The sequence below is a fragment of the Planctomicrobium limosum genome, assembly GCF_051465645.1.
In the GTDB taxonomy this organism is placed as follows: domain Bacteria; phylum Planctomycetota; class Planctomycetia; order Planctomycetales; family Planctomycetaceae; genus Planctomicrobium.
This window is the reverse complement of the sequence record NZ_CP195790.1, coordinates 2178712-2196538: the sequence shown is the minus strand read 5'-3', so window position 1 is coordinate 2196538 and position 17827 is coordinate 2178712. Positions and strand designations below refer to the sequence as shown.

General features: G+C 52.2%; 19 protein-coding genes. 8 read left to right on the top strand and 11 right to left on the bottom strand.

Features of this window, described 5'->3' with window-relative positions; all coding sequences use genetic code 11:
* Positions 1-219: 219 nt before the first annotated feature.
* Positions 220-1188: a tetratricopeptide repeat protein gene (locus SH527x_RS08230; protein ID WP_437194177.1), complete on the top strand. Its 969-nt coding sequence runs from the start codon at positions 220-222 to the stop codon at positions 1186-1188.
* A 50-nt stretch (positions 1189-1238) separates the two neighbouring features.
* Here the strand turns inward: SH527x_RS08230 and SH527x_RS08225 are convergent, their stop codons facing one another.
* The 7 genes from SH527x_RS08225 to rpmJ all read right to left on the bottom strand — a co-directional run bounded on the left by SH527x_RS08225 (position 1239) and on the right by rpmJ (position 7071).
* Positions 1239-2531, bottom strand: a complete 1293-nt coding sequence (locus tag SH527x_RS08225; protein WP_437194176.1) for a sensor histidine kinase — start codon at positions 2529-2531, stop codon at positions 1239-1241.
* A 364-nt stretch (positions 2532-2895) separates the two neighbouring features.
* A complete protein-coding gene (locus SH527x_RS08220; protein ID WP_437194175.1) occupies positions 2896-3525 on the bottom strand; it encodes a putative metallopeptidase in 630 nt (209 codons plus the stop codon).
* A gap of 426 nt (positions 3526-3951) precedes the next feature.
* On the bottom strand, positions 3952-4530 hold the full coding sequence (locus SH527x_RS08215) for a bL17 family ribosomal protein (protein WP_437194174.1): 579 nt from the start codon (positions 4528-4530) through the stop codon (positions 3952-3954).
* Positions 4531-4737: 207 nt separating this feature from the next.
* Positions 4738-5757: a DNA-directed RNA polymerase subunit alpha gene (locus tag SH527x_RS08210; protein WP_437194173.1), complete on the bottom strand. Its 1020-nt coding sequence runs from the start codon at positions 5755-5757 to the stop codon at positions 4738-4740.
* A 228-nt stretch (positions 5758-5985) separates the two neighbouring features.
* Positions 5986-6369 (bottom strand): 30S ribosomal protein S11, encoded by a 384-nt coding sequence (rpsK, locus tag SH527x_RS08205; RefSeq protein WP_092052066.1) that lies wholly within the window; start codon positions 6367-6369, stop codon positions 5986-5988.
* A 186-nt stretch (positions 6370-6555) separates the two neighbouring features.
* Positions 6556-6942, bottom strand: a complete 387-nt coding sequence (gene rpsM, locus SH527x_RS08200) for a 30S ribosomal protein S13 (protein WP_437194172.1) — start codon at positions 6940-6942, stop codon at positions 6556-6558.
* A gap of 12 nt (positions 6943-6954) precedes the next feature.
* Complete coding sequence (rpmJ, locus tag SH527x_RS08195) at positions 6955-7071, bottom strand: 50S ribosomal protein L36 (RefSeq protein WP_437194171.1); 117 nt, start codon at positions 7069-7071, stop codon at positions 6955-6957.
* A gap of 476 nt (positions 7072-7547) precedes the next feature.
* Here rpmJ and SH527x_RS08190 point away from each other — a divergent pair, with 476 nt between their 5' ends.
* The 5 genes from SH527x_RS08190 (at position 7548) to SH527x_RS08170 (ending at position 11468) form a co-directional block, all read left to right on the top strand.
* Positions 7548-8600: an agmatine deiminase family protein gene (locus SH527x_RS08190; protein ID WP_437194170.1), complete on the top strand. Its 1053-nt coding sequence runs from the start codon at positions 7548-7550 to the stop codon at positions 8598-8600.
* A gap of 263 nt (positions 8601-8863) precedes the next feature.
* Positions 8864-9430 (top strand): RNA polymerase sigma factor, encoded by a 567-nt coding sequence (locus tag SH527x_RS08185; protein WP_437194169.1) that lies wholly within the window; start codon positions 8864-8866, stop codon positions 9428-9430.
* Positions 9417-10124 (top strand): hypothetical protein, encoded by a 708-nt coding sequence (locus tag SH527x_RS08180; protein ID WP_437194168.1) that lies wholly within the window; start codon positions 9417-9419, stop codon positions 10122-10124. The genes SH527x_RS08185 and SH527x_RS08180 overlap by 14 nt, the downstream gene beginning before the upstream one ends.
* 431 nt (positions 10125-10555) lie before the next feature.
* Positions 10556-10909 carry a hypothetical protein gene (locus tag SH527x_RS08175; protein WP_437194167.1) on the top strand — a complete coding sequence of 118 codons (354 nt, stop codon included), beginning with the start codon at positions 10556-10558 and terminating at the stop codon, positions 10907-10909.
* Between the two features lie 55 nt (positions 10910-10964).
* Complete coding sequence (locus SH527x_RS08170) at positions 10965-11468, top strand: Fur family transcriptional regulator (RefSeq protein ID WP_437194166.1); 504 nt, start codon at positions 10965-10967, stop codon at positions 11466-11468.
* On the opposite strand, the gene SH527x_RS08165 is transcribed toward SH527x_RS08170, so the two are convergent.
* Positions 11465-11635, bottom strand: coding sequence for a hypothetical protein (locus SH527x_RS08165; protein ID WP_437194165.1), 171 nt, complete (start codon positions 11633-11635; stop codon positions 11465-11467). The two genes, SH527x_RS08170 and SH527x_RS08165, sit on opposite strands and share 4 nt — an antisense overlap.
* Before the next feature lie 95 nt (positions 11636-11730).
* On the opposite strand from SH527x_RS08165, the gene nth reads away from it, so the two are divergent.
* Positions 11731-12393 (top strand): endonuclease III, encoded by a 663-nt coding sequence (nth, locus tag SH527x_RS08160; protein WP_437194164.1) that lies wholly within the window; start codon positions 11731-11733, stop codon positions 12391-12393.
* A 108-nt stretch (positions 12394-12501) separates the two neighbouring features.
* Here nth and SH527x_RS08155 read toward each other — a convergent pair whose 3' ends face one another.
* Both SH527x_RS08155 and SH527x_RS08150 read right to left on the bottom strand, forming a co-directional pair.
* Positions 12502-13605 (bottom strand): hypothetical protein, encoded by a 1104-nt coding sequence (locus SH527x_RS08155; RefSeq protein ID WP_437194163.1) that lies wholly within the window; start codon positions 13603-13605, stop codon positions 12502-12504.
* A gap of 429 nt (positions 13606-14034) precedes the next feature.
* The gene (locus tag SH527x_RS08150; RefSeq protein WP_437194162.1) at positions 14035-16125 is read right to left on the bottom strand and encodes a hypothetical protein; all 2091 of its coding nucleotides are present in this window, start codon (positions 16123-16125) and stop codon (positions 14035-14037) included.
* A gap of 286 nt (positions 16126-16411) precedes the next feature.
* Between SH527x_RS08150 and SH527x_RS08145 the strand changes: the two genes are divergently transcribed.
* Positions 16412-16675, top strand: a complete 264-nt coding sequence (locus SH527x_RS08145) for a hypothetical protein (protein ID WP_437194161.1) — start codon at positions 16412-16414, stop codon at positions 16673-16675.
* An 87-nt stretch (positions 16676-16762) separates the two neighbouring features.
* On the opposite strand, the gene SH527x_RS08140 is transcribed toward SH527x_RS08145, so the two are convergent.
* On the bottom strand, positions 16763-17668 hold the full coding sequence (locus tag SH527x_RS08140) for a dihydroorotate dehydrogenase electron transfer subunit (RefSeq protein ID WP_437194160.1): 906 nt from the start codon (positions 17666-17668) through the stop codon (positions 16763-16765).
* Between the last annotated feature and the right edge of the window lie 159 nt (positions 17669-17827).

Genomic DNA, 17827 nt, shown 5'->3' with positions numbered 1-17827 from the left:
TGGATTGGTCAGACTGAAAAATCTCAATCAGCACTCGACTGAGTCACAATATTAGTCGACAGACCAGAGGTTGTCCGCCTCATGTGACAGTTGATTGATGAATAACAGAACCTTTGCATCGGCAATTTTTGTCGATCATTCCCTGACTGTTTAAACTTGCCAATGCCATCGACCGCATTATCCCTGCTCCTCATTTTGACATGTCTTGTCAGTGGATGCGTGCGTACGGCCGTCGTCAAGTTTCAGAATTCCGCAGGCGTTGACGTTTCTGACCTGCAACGTGTCGCGGTCATGGACTTCTCCGGTGAGAACGGCGAATCCGTCGCAACGTCGCTTTCTGGGCAACTGTGGAAGAAAGATGTCTTCGCGGTTGTGACAGAGGATGATTTTGATTCAAAGTTCAAACTGGCCGCTTTTGAGGTGGCAAGTTCTCCAGAGGCTCCATCGTTTGATAGTTTGCTAGGTTCGGCTCGATCACAAGGAATTGACGGGATTGTTGTTGGCGAAGTTGTTGAATACCGCTGCGAGGATAAACAGGCGAGAAAGACGCCTCTTCGCCCCGGCATGAACAACGCACCTACTTCAGAATTTCTTGTCGACGGTCCACTGAGCGAATTGCGAGATGTCACTGTCAGGGAAGCGTGTGTCACGGTTTCCTTCCGTCTGGTGGATGTGGATTCCGGTGAAGTGCGTGCCTCTCGTGAAGTGAGTCATCAGTTCGAAGGGATTATTGAACGTGGAACGCAGATTCCCAGTCAAAGCGAAGTTCTGGAACAACTCACGCAGAAGTGCCTGACAGAGATTGTTTCGATCCTCGCGCCCCATGAAGCCACCTCAGAAATTCAGCTTGCCTATCCTGACCTGCTCACTCGTGGGCGACGTGAAACCCGGGAAGGGGTGAGTCTGGTACAGGCTGGAAACTGGGATGGAGCCGAACGGAGGTGGTTGGCCGCTCTCGAGAAGCACCCTGATAATCACGCGGCCCTCTTTAATCTGGCGATCGTTGCCGACCATCGACGTGATTACGACCGGGCTGAAGAGCTGGCAATGCAGGCGATGAAGATCCAATATAAAGATCAGTACGCTGCTGGTCTGGAAGCGATTCGAGAACATCGGAACGCGGCCTCGAAAACAGCGGAGCAAAGGGACGCTCAGATCTCCCGCATCTTTCGTGATGAATGGCGATAAGCTTTTTGATTTCCGTGTGCCAGTGAAGCGACAGGATTTCCGGTAATGCTCTAAATCGGAAGTGTCACGGAAAACGTTGTCTGCCGAGGCTGTGCTTCCAGGAGTTCGATCCGCCCGTTCGCCTGTTCGACGATGTTCTTCGAGATGAACAGCCCGAGGCCGGTGCCGGTCGATTTCGTTGTGAAATACGGTTCGAAAAGTTTGGACCGATCCGCTTCGATGATTCCTCGCCCATTGTCTGTCACACTGATGATTACAGATTGATCGGTGTGAGTCGTTTCAATCGTGATGCCTTCACCCTCTTCCGTTGCATCCAGTGCGTTCAGGATCAGATTGAGAAACACCTGAAGAATCTGGTCACGTACAGCGGAAATCTGTGGAAGATTATCAGCGAACTTTGTCTGGATCGACTTCCCCTTTTTGCGTTTGTAGTACTTCGCAATATTAAGGGCATTGTTGATGACGTCATGCACGTCAAATCGTGTGACCTGTTGCAATCCTGGGCGAGAAAACTCAATAAGCTCGCGGAGTGTTCGCTGAATTCGCAACAACTGTTCATCAATCAGGCCCAAACGCTCGTGCATTTGAGGGTCGAGTTCTTTCCGGTTCATCAATTGAACGAGTGAGCTGATTGCCGCCAGCGGATTCCCAACTTCGTGTGCAATCCCGGCAGCCAGCAACCCAAATGCAGCCTGTTTTTCCTGCTGCACCAGTAACGCTTGCGATTGTTGAAGGTCCTTCGTTCGCCGCTCGATTCTCAGCTCCAGATCACGGTTCAACTCCGAAAGCTTCTCACCTGATTGCCGGATCAGCGTCGTTAACGCGATGCTCGCCCAGGTTGTCCAACCCATGAAGACAATCATCAGGATCATCGTTGCCAGATGATCAACAGATGCGGAGGTCAGTGAGAACGCCAGCATGGAAAAACTGGTGGCATGCAAAGCAAAGGTCGAGTACGCCACCATCGGGGAATAACGAATGGCGCAGACCAGCAGCGACAGGAAGTAGTAATAGCGAAAGAAGCTATCGATCCCTTTGTCGAAGTAGCAGAGCAAGCCGATGAAGATGGCTTCCATCAGCGAAACGAAAAGCGGGAACTTGCTGAGAAAGACTTCTCCTCGACGATGCCAGATCCAGTCGAGAAAGGCATAGCCGAACCCAACGGTGAGCATTCCATTCAAGTAGAGTCGATTGTCGGGTGCGGCGATGGTGTTCACCACGAGATAACCCACAATCAAACCGAACCACCTGATGCGGAGCGTGATCCACTCAACCGATAACTGCCAGTTGGCGTCAGCCTGTTCCGATTCAGAATTCGGAATTTCTTCTGGTTCGTCTGTCATGGATTCTGATTTGATCGGGAGGTGCGACGTATTGCTCTGCCCGAGTCATTCACATCGACCTACCGAATTCAGGAAGCCCTTGTGCGGAGCAATCCGCAAGTCGGCCTGAAATGGCGATCCAGAAGAGAATGCGTTCACGGGTGATTCATCATAGTTTAAACCCGATCGAAGCGTACCTGGGAATAGACCAAAGTCCACAGGGATGCGGCAGAGAAATCCGAGCGTCATGATGCGGTTCTGAATAACACCGCTGGAAGCAGTCGTAGTGCTTCTGATCTTTGAACTGGTCTCAAAACAGTGATCGCGTAATGGCGTTTCGCTATTGGAAACGCCATTACGCGAGAGCACGAAAGACCAGTTTTGACTATGCAGATTTGAGTTGATCAAGTGGGATCAACTTGGGGATTGGGACTTGCAGTCCAATCACCCCACCGTGCTGCTTAAACAGAGATTTGAAGTCCTGATGCAGGAAGTCATAGAGGTATTCGGAAGGGCGGCTCGAAAGGTACTCTCGTGCGAAGACTTCCATCTGCCCGTCATAGTCTTGCTGACTCGCTGAATGGACGTGATAGCGACCGCCAAAGCGACGAATGTCCCCGTCAAAGTTCGGGCTGATGTGATACAGCTCGTGGAGAATCGTGATGAATTTCTCTGTGAATGACTGATCGAGAAATCGTGGGAGATAAAACGTGAGGATGTAATACATCTCACGTTTGCCCATATAGAGCCTCTGGACGGTCCATTTACGCCCCCGACGACGGCATTCGAGAGAACCGCCTTCGAACCGCATCGGCGTTAACTTCGCCTGCAGACCATGCAGGACACGCGACCGGGTCTGTGAAAAGCAGACAGCCACTCGTGACATGTCGATATGGGCAAACGCTTCATGTCTCTCTGTAATATCATGACAGAGATTAGAAATCGCTTGCGTAAAATCGAATGGGCCAGCTGCCAAAGAATCGTCTGCCTCGTCCCAGCATTGATGGATCTTCACCTGCGACTCCTTTCCCCCAGTTCCAATCACGGAAACCGACTCGATTCCAACCGAGATTTCAGGCTTTTCACATACTTGTTTGAGCCACTGTTCGCTGTCTCCGCAAAGACAACGAACTTCCGCAGGGTATCATGAAGTAAATCCAGTTTGCCACAGAAATCGGCCAATTCTGCGCGGTGTCGACCGAATCTGGTCGCATAGTAACAGATCAGTCTTCGGAGTTGCTTCGATCGATTCAGGTGTCATTCCGTGGCAGAACCTCACATCAGCAACTGATGGATGACTTCACCTGAAATGAATGATAGTCGTAAACCTCAACTGCGATCGGACTGAATCTGCATTAGGACAGACCACTAAACGACGAAGGGCTGCGGACAAATGTACCGCAACCCCTCGCGTAAACTCAGAATCGCTGATGTCAGCGACTTATGCTTCTTGTGTCTCTTCGACAACGACTGGAGCCTGTCGACGACCCTTAACGCGATCTCGTACACCAACGAATTCGATCAGGGCACGTTCACCGGCATCGCCGAGACGTGGCTTCGCCAAACGCAAGATGCGGGTGTAACCGCCTGTGCGTTCAGCAAATCGTGGAGCCAAATCTGCGAACAGAATGGTCACAGCTTCTTTGTCTCGCAGTGCAGCGAATGCACGACGGCGAGCGTCAACAGCTGGTGCTTTGGCTTTGACCCACTTTGTCCAGTTTTCTGACTCACGCCACTTCTTGTATTCGTCTGTTCCACGTTCAGCTGTTGTTGCAAACTCAGCAGCAGCCGCTTCGTGTGGAAGAGCTTTCTTTGCCAGTGTGATCAGCTTCTCGATGAACGGACGCAGTTCCTTGGCCTTTGGAACTGTTGTCACAATACGGCCAGAAACCTTCGGGGTGCCGACTGCATCGCTGTCGTTACGGACAGTTTTGATCAGACTTGCTGCCATGTTCTTGAACATGGCTTTGCGGTGGCTGGCATTACGGCCGAGAATACGGCCTTTGACGCGGTGTCGCATGACTCATCATCCAATTCTTTGCGAAGACGTTACCGTCATTCGATGTATTTGCGATCGTGTAGTTCGGCCTGCGTGATCACTTCCAAGTGAATCGGCAGGAGCATCACAATAACAGAGCTACTTGCTCTAGGATGCGTGCGGACAGTCTCAGTAGTCTGAAAGTTCCTGTAAATCCGCTCGCTACAATCTCATTAGAGCTGTTGGACTCTAGCGGGATGGCTTCTTCAAGCGATCAGGAACTCGCATGCCAAGACGCAAACCGATCTCGGCGAGTCGCTCACGAACTTCGAACAATGTTGTTTCGCCGAAGTTGCGAACAGTCAGAAGCTGATCTTCTGATCGGCCAACAAGGTCTCGAACGCTCGTGATTCCTTCGGATTCCAAGCAGTTCGTTGCACGGACGGAAAGGTTGAGTTCCGCCAGGCTCTGATTGAGCTTGTCTTCCAACTCCAAGTCGATTGGAGAGTAACCTGTTGCTTCCAGCATTCCCTTGAGACTGGCTTCTGGTGGAAGTTCCGGGCCAGGCTCTTGGTAGTTGATGAACGGATTCAGGTGCTTACGCAGAATCTTGGACGCTTCAACCAGAGCCATATCTGGCTTAACGGTTCCGTCGGTCCAGATTTCCAGTGTCAACTTATCGTAGTTTGTACGTTGACCAACGCGTGTTTCTTCGACTTTGTATCGAACGCGTGTGACTGGTGAAAACGCAGCATCGAGTGGAATTGTTCCGAGTTCTGGACTCTTCTCGTAAGCTTCGGTTGCCGGCATGTACCCGCGACCGTTTTCAACTGTCAGTTCCATGCTCAGTGGAACGTCATCTGTCATCGTGGCGATGATCAAATCTTTGTTGATGACTTCGACCTGATCGTCGGTGATGACGTCGGCGCCAGTCACAACACCACGCTGATGGCGTTCAATTCGCAGAGTCTTGGCAGTGCTGCTGTAGTTCTTGACAACCAGTGATTTCAGGTTCAGACAGATATCTGTGATGTCTTCGACGACGCCTGGAATCGTGGTGAATTCATGCTGGACACCGGCGATCTTCACGCGGGTCACAGCACTGCCTTCGAGGCTGGACAGCAGAATGCGGCGCAAGCTGTTTGCAATCGTGTGTCCGAAACCACGTTCAAATGGTTCTGCAACGAATACTCCGTAAGTGGAGGTCATCGTTTCCAGGTTCGGGGCAACGCGACTTGGCAGTTCGAGATTTCGCCAGCGAATTCTCATTGATCTATACTCCGGTAATCAATTTGCAATCTGCTTATGACGTCCAGCGGTTACGGGCGAGATTGCTAACCCCTTTCCGTGGACCACAAACTCATTCATGTACGCATCACTTCGCTGCAGACATCAAACACATTAAGTGACTTGTGCCAGACAGCAGGCTGAAAATGCGAAATGTGTGTCTCGCCTTGTCATTGACCAGGATACGAAACACACAGATGCAAACAGCAATTAGACGCGACGACGCTTACGTGGGCGGCAGCCGTTATGTGGCAGTGGTGTGACGTCTTCGATTGACTTCACAGAAATTCCACCAACCTGCAGACCGGTAATGGCGCTTTCGCGTCCTGAACCTGGTCCTTTGACGCGGATTTCGAGTTCGCGAATCCCGAACTTGCGAGCCCGGTCGGCACAGGTTTCAGCAGCACGCTGAGCAGCGAATGGTGTGCTCTTACGTGAACCTTTGAAGCCAACTGTTCCTGCTGAGGCCCAGCACAGCACTTCACCGTTTGTGTCAGCAATTGACACTGTGGTGTTGTTGAACGTTGCTTTGATATGGGCGACACCGCGAGTCACGTTACGACGGACTCGCTTTTTCTGCTTCACCTTTGCCACAAACGAACCCCTTCGGATGCACTTTATTTAAATGGCCGCGTGTTTTACGACGACCCAAATATTACCCAACAAGACACCAAGCCAATACGCAGCTGCTTGTGTCGGAAGATCACCAGGCGATGTTTGCCATCGACTGGTGATCATAAACTACTGGCAGAAGACACTTGCAGTGAAGATCCGTCACTTTTAGTGACGCATATCCTTCACGCCCTTCTTACCTGCCACTGTCTTCTTCGCACCCTTACGAGTACGTGCATTCGACTGGGTGTTCTGGCCGCGAACTGGCAAGCCACGACGATGACGAATACCGCGGTAGCACTGAATTGATTTCAGGCGGGCGATGTTTTCGCCAGTCTGGCGACGCAACTGTCCTTCGACGACGTATTTGCCATCGAGAAGGGCGTTGATGCGCTGAACATCGTCATCGCTCAGTTCACGAGCGCGGCGTTGTGGGTCCAAACCCAGAATACGGCAGATTTCGATTGAACGAACATCGCCAACGCCCAACAGGTATGTCAGGGAGATGCGAGTCGGCTTATCGTTGGGGATATCGACCCCGAGTACACGAGGCATAGTTCCTGCTTCCTATCCTTGACGCTGTTTATGACGGGGATTTGCTGAGCAAATGACGTAGTTACGGCCTTTGCGGCGCACTGTTTTGCAGTGCTCGCAAACTCGTTTTACGCTCGAACGAACCTTCATGTTCCTCGCACTCCGCGTATTGATACATTCTGCGGCTTTGGTCTGGTCTTTGGACCGTAAAGTCTTCAGTTAGTGCCTGAAGACTTCAAACCTAGGCCAAAATGGTGATTCCCGGGGTCAAATTGCAACCCGAGCCAGTTTCGATTTTGGAAGCGGGAGAGTATAAGCGACGAAGTGTTGTGGAAACAAGTTACGGAAATGGAATTTTTACAGACCGACTGGTTTTGATGGGATTTTCGGTTTTTTCCGCAGAGTCGGTCCACGTTGGAGGGGTTGTGCAGTGGCGTTGGGGGTGTTTCTTTGGAATGTGTCGCAGTGCGCTCTTCGCTTGGTTCTTGTGGTTTGGGATTGGGCTTAGGTGGACAGCACCTGAGGGCTCTGTTGTTCAGTTTCTGATCCGCAGGGGTTATGATCGCCAGTTGCGGCGATTTTCCCAGTTCTAATCGGATCTCTTTTGGTTTTTGGGTTTGTCAATTATGTCTGAGAATTCTGTTCCTGTGTCCCTTGGTTATCGGATGCCTGCCGAGTGGGAGCCGCAGGAGGCAGTCTGGCTATCGTGGCCGTATAAGCTGGCGTCTTGGCCGGGAAAGTTTGAGCCGGTTCCGCGGGTGTTTGCTGAAATTGCGAAACACATTACTGATTGTCAATTGGTTCGGATCAATGTCGCAGATGATGCGATGGCTGGTCAGGTTCGTGACGTGCTGGCGCAGGCTGGTGTTAATCTGGATCGCGTCCACTTCCACTTCAATCCGACGAATGATGCCTGGGTGCGTGATCATGGCCCCATCTACGTCGTCCGTGATGTGAATGGCAAGCGGGAGCGTGCGCTGACTAAGTGGGGCTACAACGCTTGGGGAGACAAATACCCCCCTTATGATCTCGACAACGCTGTTCCGGGGCGGATTGCTTCCGAGTTCGGAGAGCCAATCTTTGACGGGGGCATGATCCTTGAGGGCGGCTCGATCGACGTCAACGGTGCAGGGGTTTTGTTGACTACGACGTCATGTCTGCTGAATGAAAATCGTAACCCAAACCTGTCGCAATCGGAGATTGAAGAGAGGCTTAAGTCGTTTCTCGGTGTGAAGAAGGTGCTTTGGCTGGGGGACGGGATCGTTGGTGATGATACTGATGGTCATATCGACGACATCACCCGATTTGTTGGCCCGAGAACGATTGTGACTGCGGTGGAAGAAGACACTCGGGATGAGAATTACCACCCGCTGCAGGAGAATATGGAACTGTTGCGATCGATGACCGACGCGGAGGGGCGTCCGTTTGAGATTGTGTCACTGCCGATGCCAGAGCCTGTTTTCTACGAGGACACCCGGCTTCCAGCGAGTTATGCAAACTTCCTGATTATTAATTCGAAAGTGTTGGTTCCGACCTATCGCAGTCATCGTGATCAGGAAGCAGTTGCGGTTCTTCAGGGGCTGTTTACGGATCGGGAAGTCGTCGGAATCGATTGCACTGATCTTGTCTGGGGATTGGGGGCGATCCATTGTGTGACGCAGCAGCAGCCGCAGGTCTAGTCGTGGGTGCTGCTTGAGTCTCCACTGTTCGGCAGGGAACTCGGGCCTGCCTTGTGTGTTCGGGGGCCGGGCGAGAGAGGCTCCTTGATTTCAGCGGAAATCAGGGTTTGCTGAGGGCGGGCTGCGTCGATTTAATACAAATGCATGCGAATTGATGGGTTCGTCTGGCGTATTGTCTCTGGGGGAGGTAATTTCTTTCATTATCTCGAAACCTTTTCCCAACGTTATCGGTAATTCAGATAGCGACTCCAAGGTAGACTTATTTGGCCGAGGAGCTTTTATTTCTGGCTGAGCGCTGTCTCAGAGGGGACGGCGACGCCCTGCGCGAATTCGTGCAGCTTTATCAGCAGCAGATTTTTTCTTTGTGCTTCAAAATGCTGGGGCACCGGGAAGATGCTGAAGATGTTGCACAGGAATCACTCGTGAGGGCACTGAAATATTTGGGGTCTTGGGATTCATCGCAGCCATTGACTCCCTGGGTGATGAAGATCGCCGCAAACCGCTGTCGAACAGCGATGACGAAACGGGCTAAGCATCCCGTCTCAGGCGAATTCGACGATGTCGTGAAGATTTCGCAGGTTGATAATGCTGGTCTTGCTGAAGAGTTGCAGTTGGCGTTGGATGTGCTTCAGGAACATCAGCGAATGTGTTTTGTTCTGTTTTATGAACAGGAATTGGGGATCTCTGAAATTGCCGTAATCATGGACGCTCCAGAGGGGACGATAAAGACTTGGCTGCACCGCAGTCGAAAGCTGATGGCCCAGCGTCTCAGAGAACGTGGCATGGCCCCGAATTCAGAAGCAATCGACTCGAAAAATGAACTGCAGTGAATTTCAGTTGGAACTTGATCGAGCGATCGAGACGCGAACCGCTTTAGGTTCGGATGCTCGCTCTCATGGTTGCGCCTGCACTCACGCTGCTTGTCAGGTTGCATGGGAAGATTACGTTCTGTTGAATCAGGTCATGCCTGAATTCCGTTCGACGACTCCCCAAGTGGATCTGACGAATCTGGTTCTTGCGAAATTACAGGAGCAGGCTTCTTTCGCCACAAAATCTCGCGAAGCCAGTCAAACACTGTTTACGAGTTTGCAGAGCGTTTCCGGATCCGGCAGGTCTGGTTCTCGCGGTCTTGCGATTGGGGCTGTTGGTGCGGCATGTATTGTTGGTGGATTGGGACTTCTGCTTGGCTTCAATGCATTAATCTCACCACCTGAATTCCCTTCATGTACTCCGATTGAGCCGGTTGCAAAGATGCACACTGGGGAGGCTGTTCAACCTGAGGCAATATGGGCTCCGGAATTAGTCACCGCATATTATGTGGAATGGGTTGAAGGGGCGTCCAATCGAGTTGGGGCGTCGTTGGGATCAGTCGCGTCTGGGACACATGAATCACCAACCGAAGCACCGGTGAGTGGCGATTCACTCTGGCTGGATGTTTTTAGGAAACACCTGAAGCCACTCGAAGAAGAGCTGGGCAAGGCCGTTGAGACGCTGACCGGTAAGTCAGATGACGATCTCTCGTAGTTTGACGAAGAGAGTCTTCGCGGAATCTTCGTGGGCGACATTGAAGTCGATTCGTGCATCGCATCTTCAGCGCGAAAAATGCTTCGCGGCGTGCAGCCGTTCTAAACTTGCAGGCTACTTTCTCGTCGAGTCTGCTTCGGTACGTTCTCTGTAACACTTGGATGTGCAATCCCTTGCGTCTTCTGGGTGAAGTGCGGCGCTGGGGGCTCTGTGGGTAAGCAGGCCAGAGTTCCACGGGAGACATCGGTCTGCATCGAAGCATTTTTGGTGAACAGCCGTCGATTTTGTGGAGTCATCCCACTGGCGGTGCCGATAATAACTTCTACAAAAACAGTGATTCAAAGGCGGAATCACTCAACTTTTCAATGCAGGATGCCACGCAATTGATTTGCGTGTAAACAAAGCACCAGGACGGTCGCCGGAGCAATTCCATGCGACCAAGCTTTTCAAACCGCTGTGCAATTCATTTCAAGTCACGCAAACCCGGATTGTTTCTTGCTGGGGGATTGGACTACAATAACCGGCAGATTCTGCCGTTGATGATTGGTCCTGTGCAGGGCAACGACGGTAGTTCCCTGCCTTCCGAGGCAGTTATGAAACGATCCCGGAAATCATTGCCAAATTCTTCAGCCAACTCAGGCGAGTCGGCTCAAGGTTCGACTTCGGTCGAAACTCGGGCAGAACGCTTGGCACGCATCAAGCGTGAAATTGAAGCCGGAACTTACGAAACTCCGGAAAAGCTGGATGCGGCAATTGAGCGAATGCTCGGCATTTTGGCCGACTGATTCTCTCCGTGCGTGGAGTTTCTGAGGTTTGCTGTGTTGCTTGAAAGGCTGTGTTGTGTCGGAGTTGGATCTGGAGACGATTCGAGTTGCCGTCGCACCTGCGGAGAAATACCGCGAGTTTCTGGCAACTAAAAGTCTAAGAATGACGCCGGAACGGGCGATCATTGTGGACGAAGTCTTCGCATCCCACGAACACTTCGATGCTGAGCAGCTGATTCAGCGACTGACACGAAGAAACGACCGGAAGCGGGTGAGCCGTTCGACGATTTATCGATCACTCAAGCATCTTGAAGAAGCTGGTTTGATTCGAAAAATCGCTCGTCAGGATGACCGTGATCTTTATGAACACGATTATGGCTACCCGCAACACGATCACTTGATCTGTAACCGTTGTGGGTCTCTGATCGAGTTCCATAACGAAGAGATTTCCAAGATTCTGGAGCAGGTCGGTCGCGATCACGGCTTTCGTATCGATGGACACAGAACCGAAGTTTACGGGCTGTGTGATGCATGCTGTCGTCCTCCTGTGACTCGACCAAAGAAGCTGAATCTTCTTTAGAGATCAAGTCGACCAGTCGGTGGATGGTTGGGCTCGTCGGCAATCTTCTCAACATGAGATTGAATGCCGCGGGACAGAAACGTCACCTCTTTGAAACGATGCCCTGGTGTGTCGGCATGGCTGAGGCCCTGTTCACTCAACTCCTGGCAGGTTGGATGAGAGTTCATGGTCGCTGCGGCTGAAGTTGTCTTCTGGTGGTTTCGTTGTCAAAACAGAGTTCTTGATCCCAACTCTTTTACCAGTAAGGCGTGGTTGCTCTTCGATGGCCGAGTCAGTTGGAGAGCGAAAGCTTCGCGCTCAGAAAATTCTGAAGCAACTGGAAGTCAGTTACCCGATCGCTGAATGTGCTTTGGTTCACAAGAACCCATTTGAACTTGTTGTCGCAACAATTTTGTCGGCGCAGTGCACTGATCAGCGAGTGAACATGGTCACTCCGGCGCTGTTTGAGGCGTATCCAACTCCAGAAGCACTGAAGCAGGCGTCTCTCGAAGAGATTGAGACACTCATCCAGAGTACCGGTTTCTTTCGCGCCAAGGCTCGAAGTCTGTCAGGATTGGCTCACGCACTGGTTGATCACCATCAAGGTGTTGTTCCACAAACGATCGAAGAGCTTGTGGCGTTGCCGGGCGTCGGGAGAAAGACGGCCAATGTTGTGCTGGGTGTCGCGTTTGGTATTGCGAAGGGCGTCGTTGTCGATACCCACGTGCGGCGCATCAGTACACTTCTGGGGCTGACAAAGAGTTCGAATGTCGAAGTCATCGAACGTGACTTGATGAAACTTCTCCCGAGAGATTCCTGGATCGACTACTCTCATCGCATTATTCATCACGGACGAAAGATCTGTATCGCTCGACGTCCCAAGTGCACTGAATGTCCTTTGCTGGCGTACTGCCAGCGAGTCGGTCTGCCCAAGTTGCTCAATTGATTGCCTGGGCTGAAGGACGCTGCAAATTCTGATTTTGGAATAAAAAAGCGACTGGATTCACATGAATGGAATCCAGTCGCTTCGTGTTTCAGCGAGCGTCAGATGCTTTTAGAAGTGCAAGTATGGGACAATCGTTCGCACGATTACTTGCTGCTGGAAATAGTCTGGCCATTGATGGCTGGTCCCGAGATATGCAGTGACATCGACTTCGCGAATTTTTCCGGAGTTGTAACCGACCTGATCATAGTCTCGGTTCGTGAATCCGGATCGTGCCAAGGCTCGAACAGCAAATGGGCGCGAGAGTGGGTAGAACGCCAACGCAAGATCGTGTCGATTCCGCAGATTCAACAAGCATTCCAACCGGTTCAGGGCACATCCGTAACGTTGTCCCGGGTTGAGCCAGTTATGATCAATGGCTGCAGCTGCAAGAACAGCTCGGTAGCGGCGGTTGGCACCCATGGAATATGGGAAGTAGTGCCCTTCAACCGATCCACCGCCTGCAAGGTGCAACGCAGAAAGAACAATTGCGACCCCATGACTGTGTCCCATCAGCGTCACTGGACAGGCTTCAGGAATTTGAGACACAAGATAGGCGAAGTGGAAGCCATTGAAGTCTGCGCGACGGGCCCGTACGGCAACATCGATTGACGGGATGAAAGTCTTTGGTCCGTCACTCGGCCAGGTGAAGAAGATCATCTGGAGATTCTCGCCATAGCAGGCAGACATCCGCTGGTAGAGTGCATGGGCCTGACGACACTGACTTTCCCAGCTCACAAAACTTCCATGCGAGAAGACACAGACAGGGAGGTTTGGATTCAGTTGGGCCTTCAGTGAGGAAATGTTGCTTCCGACGAGCTGACCGGAGGGGAGACGCTGGTAAACGTTAAGTCCCCAAGGGCCGCGACAGACATCGTGAATGCTCTGAATGGAATTCCGGCTGCTGACGATCCAGTAACCACCCTGACAGGTCTGGGCTGGAACCGTTGGGTACTGGCTGAGGGTGTCGACTTCCGGAATGGGCAGGGATGCAATCTGTGTTGCGTTTTCCGGAAATGGAATCGGCCGCGATTGAGTAACTGCCTGTGAGTCGTCCGTTGCCGCAGCAAGTGCTGGTTCAGGGATGAATAACGGGACGGTTTCATCTGCTGTGACCGGCAATGCAATCAGCGAGCAGGCAAGGAGTCTGAAAAGGAAATTGACAGTGCGTCTCATGGCTGGATCTACGTCGATTATCAATGACTGGAATTAGACACATTCGCTCCAATCCCTGAAGCCATTGTCCGCCAGACGCTGCTCGTTATTTATTCCTGTATTGCGGCCCAGGCCGCTGCACCACGCATCCTCATGAGCAGGCGTAGAAATCAAATCGGTCCAGAAGTGGATTTGATTTACACCGCACTGCGTATTATCGGCAGTAATCGCCGGAGTGCGGCGGGTACAACACGATAAACCCGATGCACTTGTTGCATTCAATTTGCAGGATTTACTGACTGTTCCGAATGTTTCGTTGCGAATGCTCTCGCACTCTCAGAGTCCGTTCTGGGGAAAAGGTAGAACAAGACTCAAAAAGTGCCCGGAAAATTCGGCGCATAAGACCTAGTTTTACCAAATTACGCGGCGCACGTCTGAATTTGGTAGAGGTCAGTTTGCAACAAGCGTTCCATTGTTGCGTTTTAAATACTCTTCCCATCTCTGTACAGCAGATTTTCTCTCTGCAGGAGGGGCCATCGGCAGGTAATCATGGGTTCTCGCCGTGAGTTTCGACACATAGAAGAATGCTAATTCACGAATGGCAATCTCGTCGTCCTTCATCCATTCGATCAGCTGCTTCGATTGTTCAGGGTTTTCGGCGTCTTCAGCATTGAATCCCCAGAGTAGGCGAACGATGGAATCCACTTTTTCTGCTGCGAATGTTTTGGCCAACTCGACTTTCAGGGCCTCTTCCTGCCCTGGATTCACTGCGAGCCATTGTCGCAATCCATCAATGGCAGAAAGTCGCGATTCCTGATGATCACTTTTGAGTGCAGGAACAAGGACTTCCCATTCCGAGATGAGTGCCATTGTTTTGACGGCGAGATCCGAGATTCCGGCCCGACGATCTTTTGTGATCGGTCCAATGCTGTCGAGAATCGGTTGTCCAATCGCAAATTCTTTCTGGAAGTGCTTCGCAAATTGACGAGCCGCTGGCGTCATGATCGGCGGATCAGGCTGCGCCCATTCAGGGATTGTCAGGTCAACTTTTGTGACCAGACCTGATCCTTCGACTGGCCAGCGTGCATAGCCGCTCTCTGGAGTCAGCTCCATGACAGGCTGTCCGGCTGTGACGACGGAGATCCGGCCTTCGGCGACGACGATTCCTCCCCCGATTGACATTCCATGCATCTCTGCTGGTGGTCCATTAGGGGTCGGTGGAATTAGCTCGATCCCGAAACGAGTGCCGGGAGTTAAGGCCGAAATTACCCAATCGCGGCCAAGAATTCTCAGGCGAACTCCAGTTGGGTTCTGCGATTCTGCCGGGTGATAGAAATTCAATTGTCCTCGTCTTAACAAGATGCCGACGTCAGTTCCGTTGGTTCGAATAATTCGTTGAACACGTGTTCCCGGATGCAGTGTCAACTGGAGGTTGTCTCCGATGCGGTACGAATTTCGAAACGGAACTGGCGATGCGATTTCCTGTCCAACTTCAACTTCGAGTTGTTCGGAAGCAAGGTGCCAACCTGGTCGGGTGGAATTGGCTTCTACCACAACGGAATCGCCGCTCAGGTAAGTCATGTCCAGTTCAGGCTGCGTTTCCGGGAGAACTGGAACGACAGGTCCTGCCATGGGCGGGGTGTTGTTTGGTGCAGGCATCGCAACTCGTGGATCGGCGGGAGTCATCGGCGCTGTTGGAGCTGGCGTCGCGACAGCAGGCATCTCCACGTCGTTTAATGGAGTTTGTCCCGGTGTGAGTTTTGGTACTTCTTCGCCTGGCTGAGCACCTGCGGGGGGAGCGGCGATAATCGGATGACTTCCCATCACAACTGGTGCATCCGCCCCTGAGTTTGGAGCAGGAGTTCCCCCTCCCTTTGCTCCGTTCATAGCCACATCAGCCCCCGTTGGCTCGGTGACTGTCTCCGCCAGAGGCGGGGCATCTGTTTGCTTGTTCCAGAGCGAAGAATCGTTGGCGATCAGGGCTAGCCAGCCAGCGAAAACGGCCGTGACAATGATTGGAATGCGGTAACGTTGCAGGAATGGCTTCTGCAGCAGGTAGTCAGGCAGCCCGGAAGAGAACGGGGATGTCGAGGATTTCCCCATTCCTTCTGTCATCGGTTGAGTAGGAGCCGACTCTTTGGCCGTGTGAGCCGCCTTATCCGATCCCAGAAGATACATCCGTTCGGACAGTTCATCTGAGACGTCGATTGGTTGCCCCAGGACCATTGTCAGCACTTTGTGGCATGCAGCGACCTCAGCGAGATGCACATCCGATGCCTGACACAGTCGTTCCAGCTCGACAACCTGATTCGGCGGTAACAGGTTCTCCAGATACTCCGAAACCACATTCGGGTCGGGGCCGGAACCGGGGCCGGCGATCTCCGGAGCACCAATGCGTCGGCGGCGTAAAACGTCCCGAATCCTTGCCACGAGTGCGGATGCTTCTTTTCCTTCGGTGATTTTCTCGCCAATTTCGCGAGCCTGACCGGGAGGGAGAACATCGTCAAGATAAGCCAAGATGGTTCGTAGAGTCAGCCGCATCGAATCTCTCCTGCACACAGTAATGCCACTTATTTAGTGGGGGCTGAGGCCGGTTTTCGTACAGGAACTTTGAAAAATTTCCAAAATGAAATGGTCTCGAAGCCTGAGTGACGCAGATCGATTTGCGGGAATCCTATATGTGTTCACTCGTTATATCGATTCCCAATTCGTTGCGAGTCAGCAAGAATAGATGGTGTTTTGACCATGAGACTGCAACACAGCGGTCGCCCATGGGAAGAACCGCAAGTCGCACATGAAGATGCTGCCTCAATGAAGCTCAGGGATCATGAGTCGATACGACGAATTCGATGAGAGCGATGACTGGGACGACGATTACCCGGAGGACTCGGATGAACCGGGAACGGTCCCTTGTCCGAGTTGCGGTGCCGAAGTTTACGAAGACACTGACCGCTGTCCTCTTTGTGGTGATTACATCATCCCGGGGGCGACATCGTCAGGTTCGATCTGGAGCGGAAAACCCTGGTGGTATGTCGCTCTGGGGATACTTGGTATTCTCGCCGTCATCGTTTCGATGACTCTGCTGATCTAAGAGCGATCGGCAATTTCTGGCATGCAGCAATCGGCCCTTACTTTCGAGAGGGCCGTTGCGTGAACACACATGATAGACCGAAAAGGTCTAATCGATCAGAAGTTGTTCGGCTGGGAAGATCGGACCTTCAACGCAAGTGCGGCGGTAGTCCCAGCCCTCTTCGTTGCTGGTGTCTCGCACTTTTGTCACACAGCTGAAGCAGGCTCCGAACCCGCACGCCATTGGAGTTTCCAGGGACAACCAGCACGGGATTCCGGCGTTGCGGCAGAGGCGGGCAACAGCGTGCATCATCGGTTCTGGTCCACAGCAATAGACGCCATCCGGGCGATCGCTGCTTTGGAATGCTTCTTCGATCAGACTGGTGACGAACCCTTTGTGGCCTTCGGTTCCGTCGTCCGTGGAAATTGAAATATTCAGCCCTGACAACGCTTCGAGATCGGTTAAGTCCGCTCGAAACCGTTTTGATTGCACCCCGTAAAACAATGAGACTTTTGGGGGTGTCGAACCATCAACGGGGCGTCGGGTTGTGTCTGTTCCGTATGTTCGAAGACGGAGTGTTTCTCTGGCGACTGCAAAGAATGGGGTGTAACCAATTCCCCCACCAACGCAGAGTAGGTGCTTCCCCTGAAAGAGTGGGAACCCATTCCCCAACGGACCCCAGATCTCTACGTTCTGGCCTGACTGCCATTGGCTCATCAACTTGGTCATTTTGCCAACGACATGATATGCGAACTCAAACGCAACGGGGGTTCCATTCTCGTCCAGAATCGTGTCATACAGGGCAAACGGACGCCCGAGCATGGGATCGGTTCCGCGGTCTGGACGGATCATGAAGAACTGGCCAGGGATCATCTGTTGAGCAACTTCCGGGCAGGCAACTCGCACAACGTGCGTGTGTGCCGCCAGCTCCCGAGTCTCCAGAATTGTCGCACGATACTGCTTGGCATGGGGGATCAGTCCACACAGATCATGAACAGAGGCTGGCTGAATCAATTGAAGCTCCAGAAGTCATTGATGACCGGCTGCCGTGAATATTGAGTTCAGGCTGCACGCATTTTCGTCGGAATGTGCGATTAATTTAGTAAGTCGGCCAAACCGAATCCAGAACCGGACAGAGAAGTTTGCACGGTTCCCGTTTCCACATGCAATTCA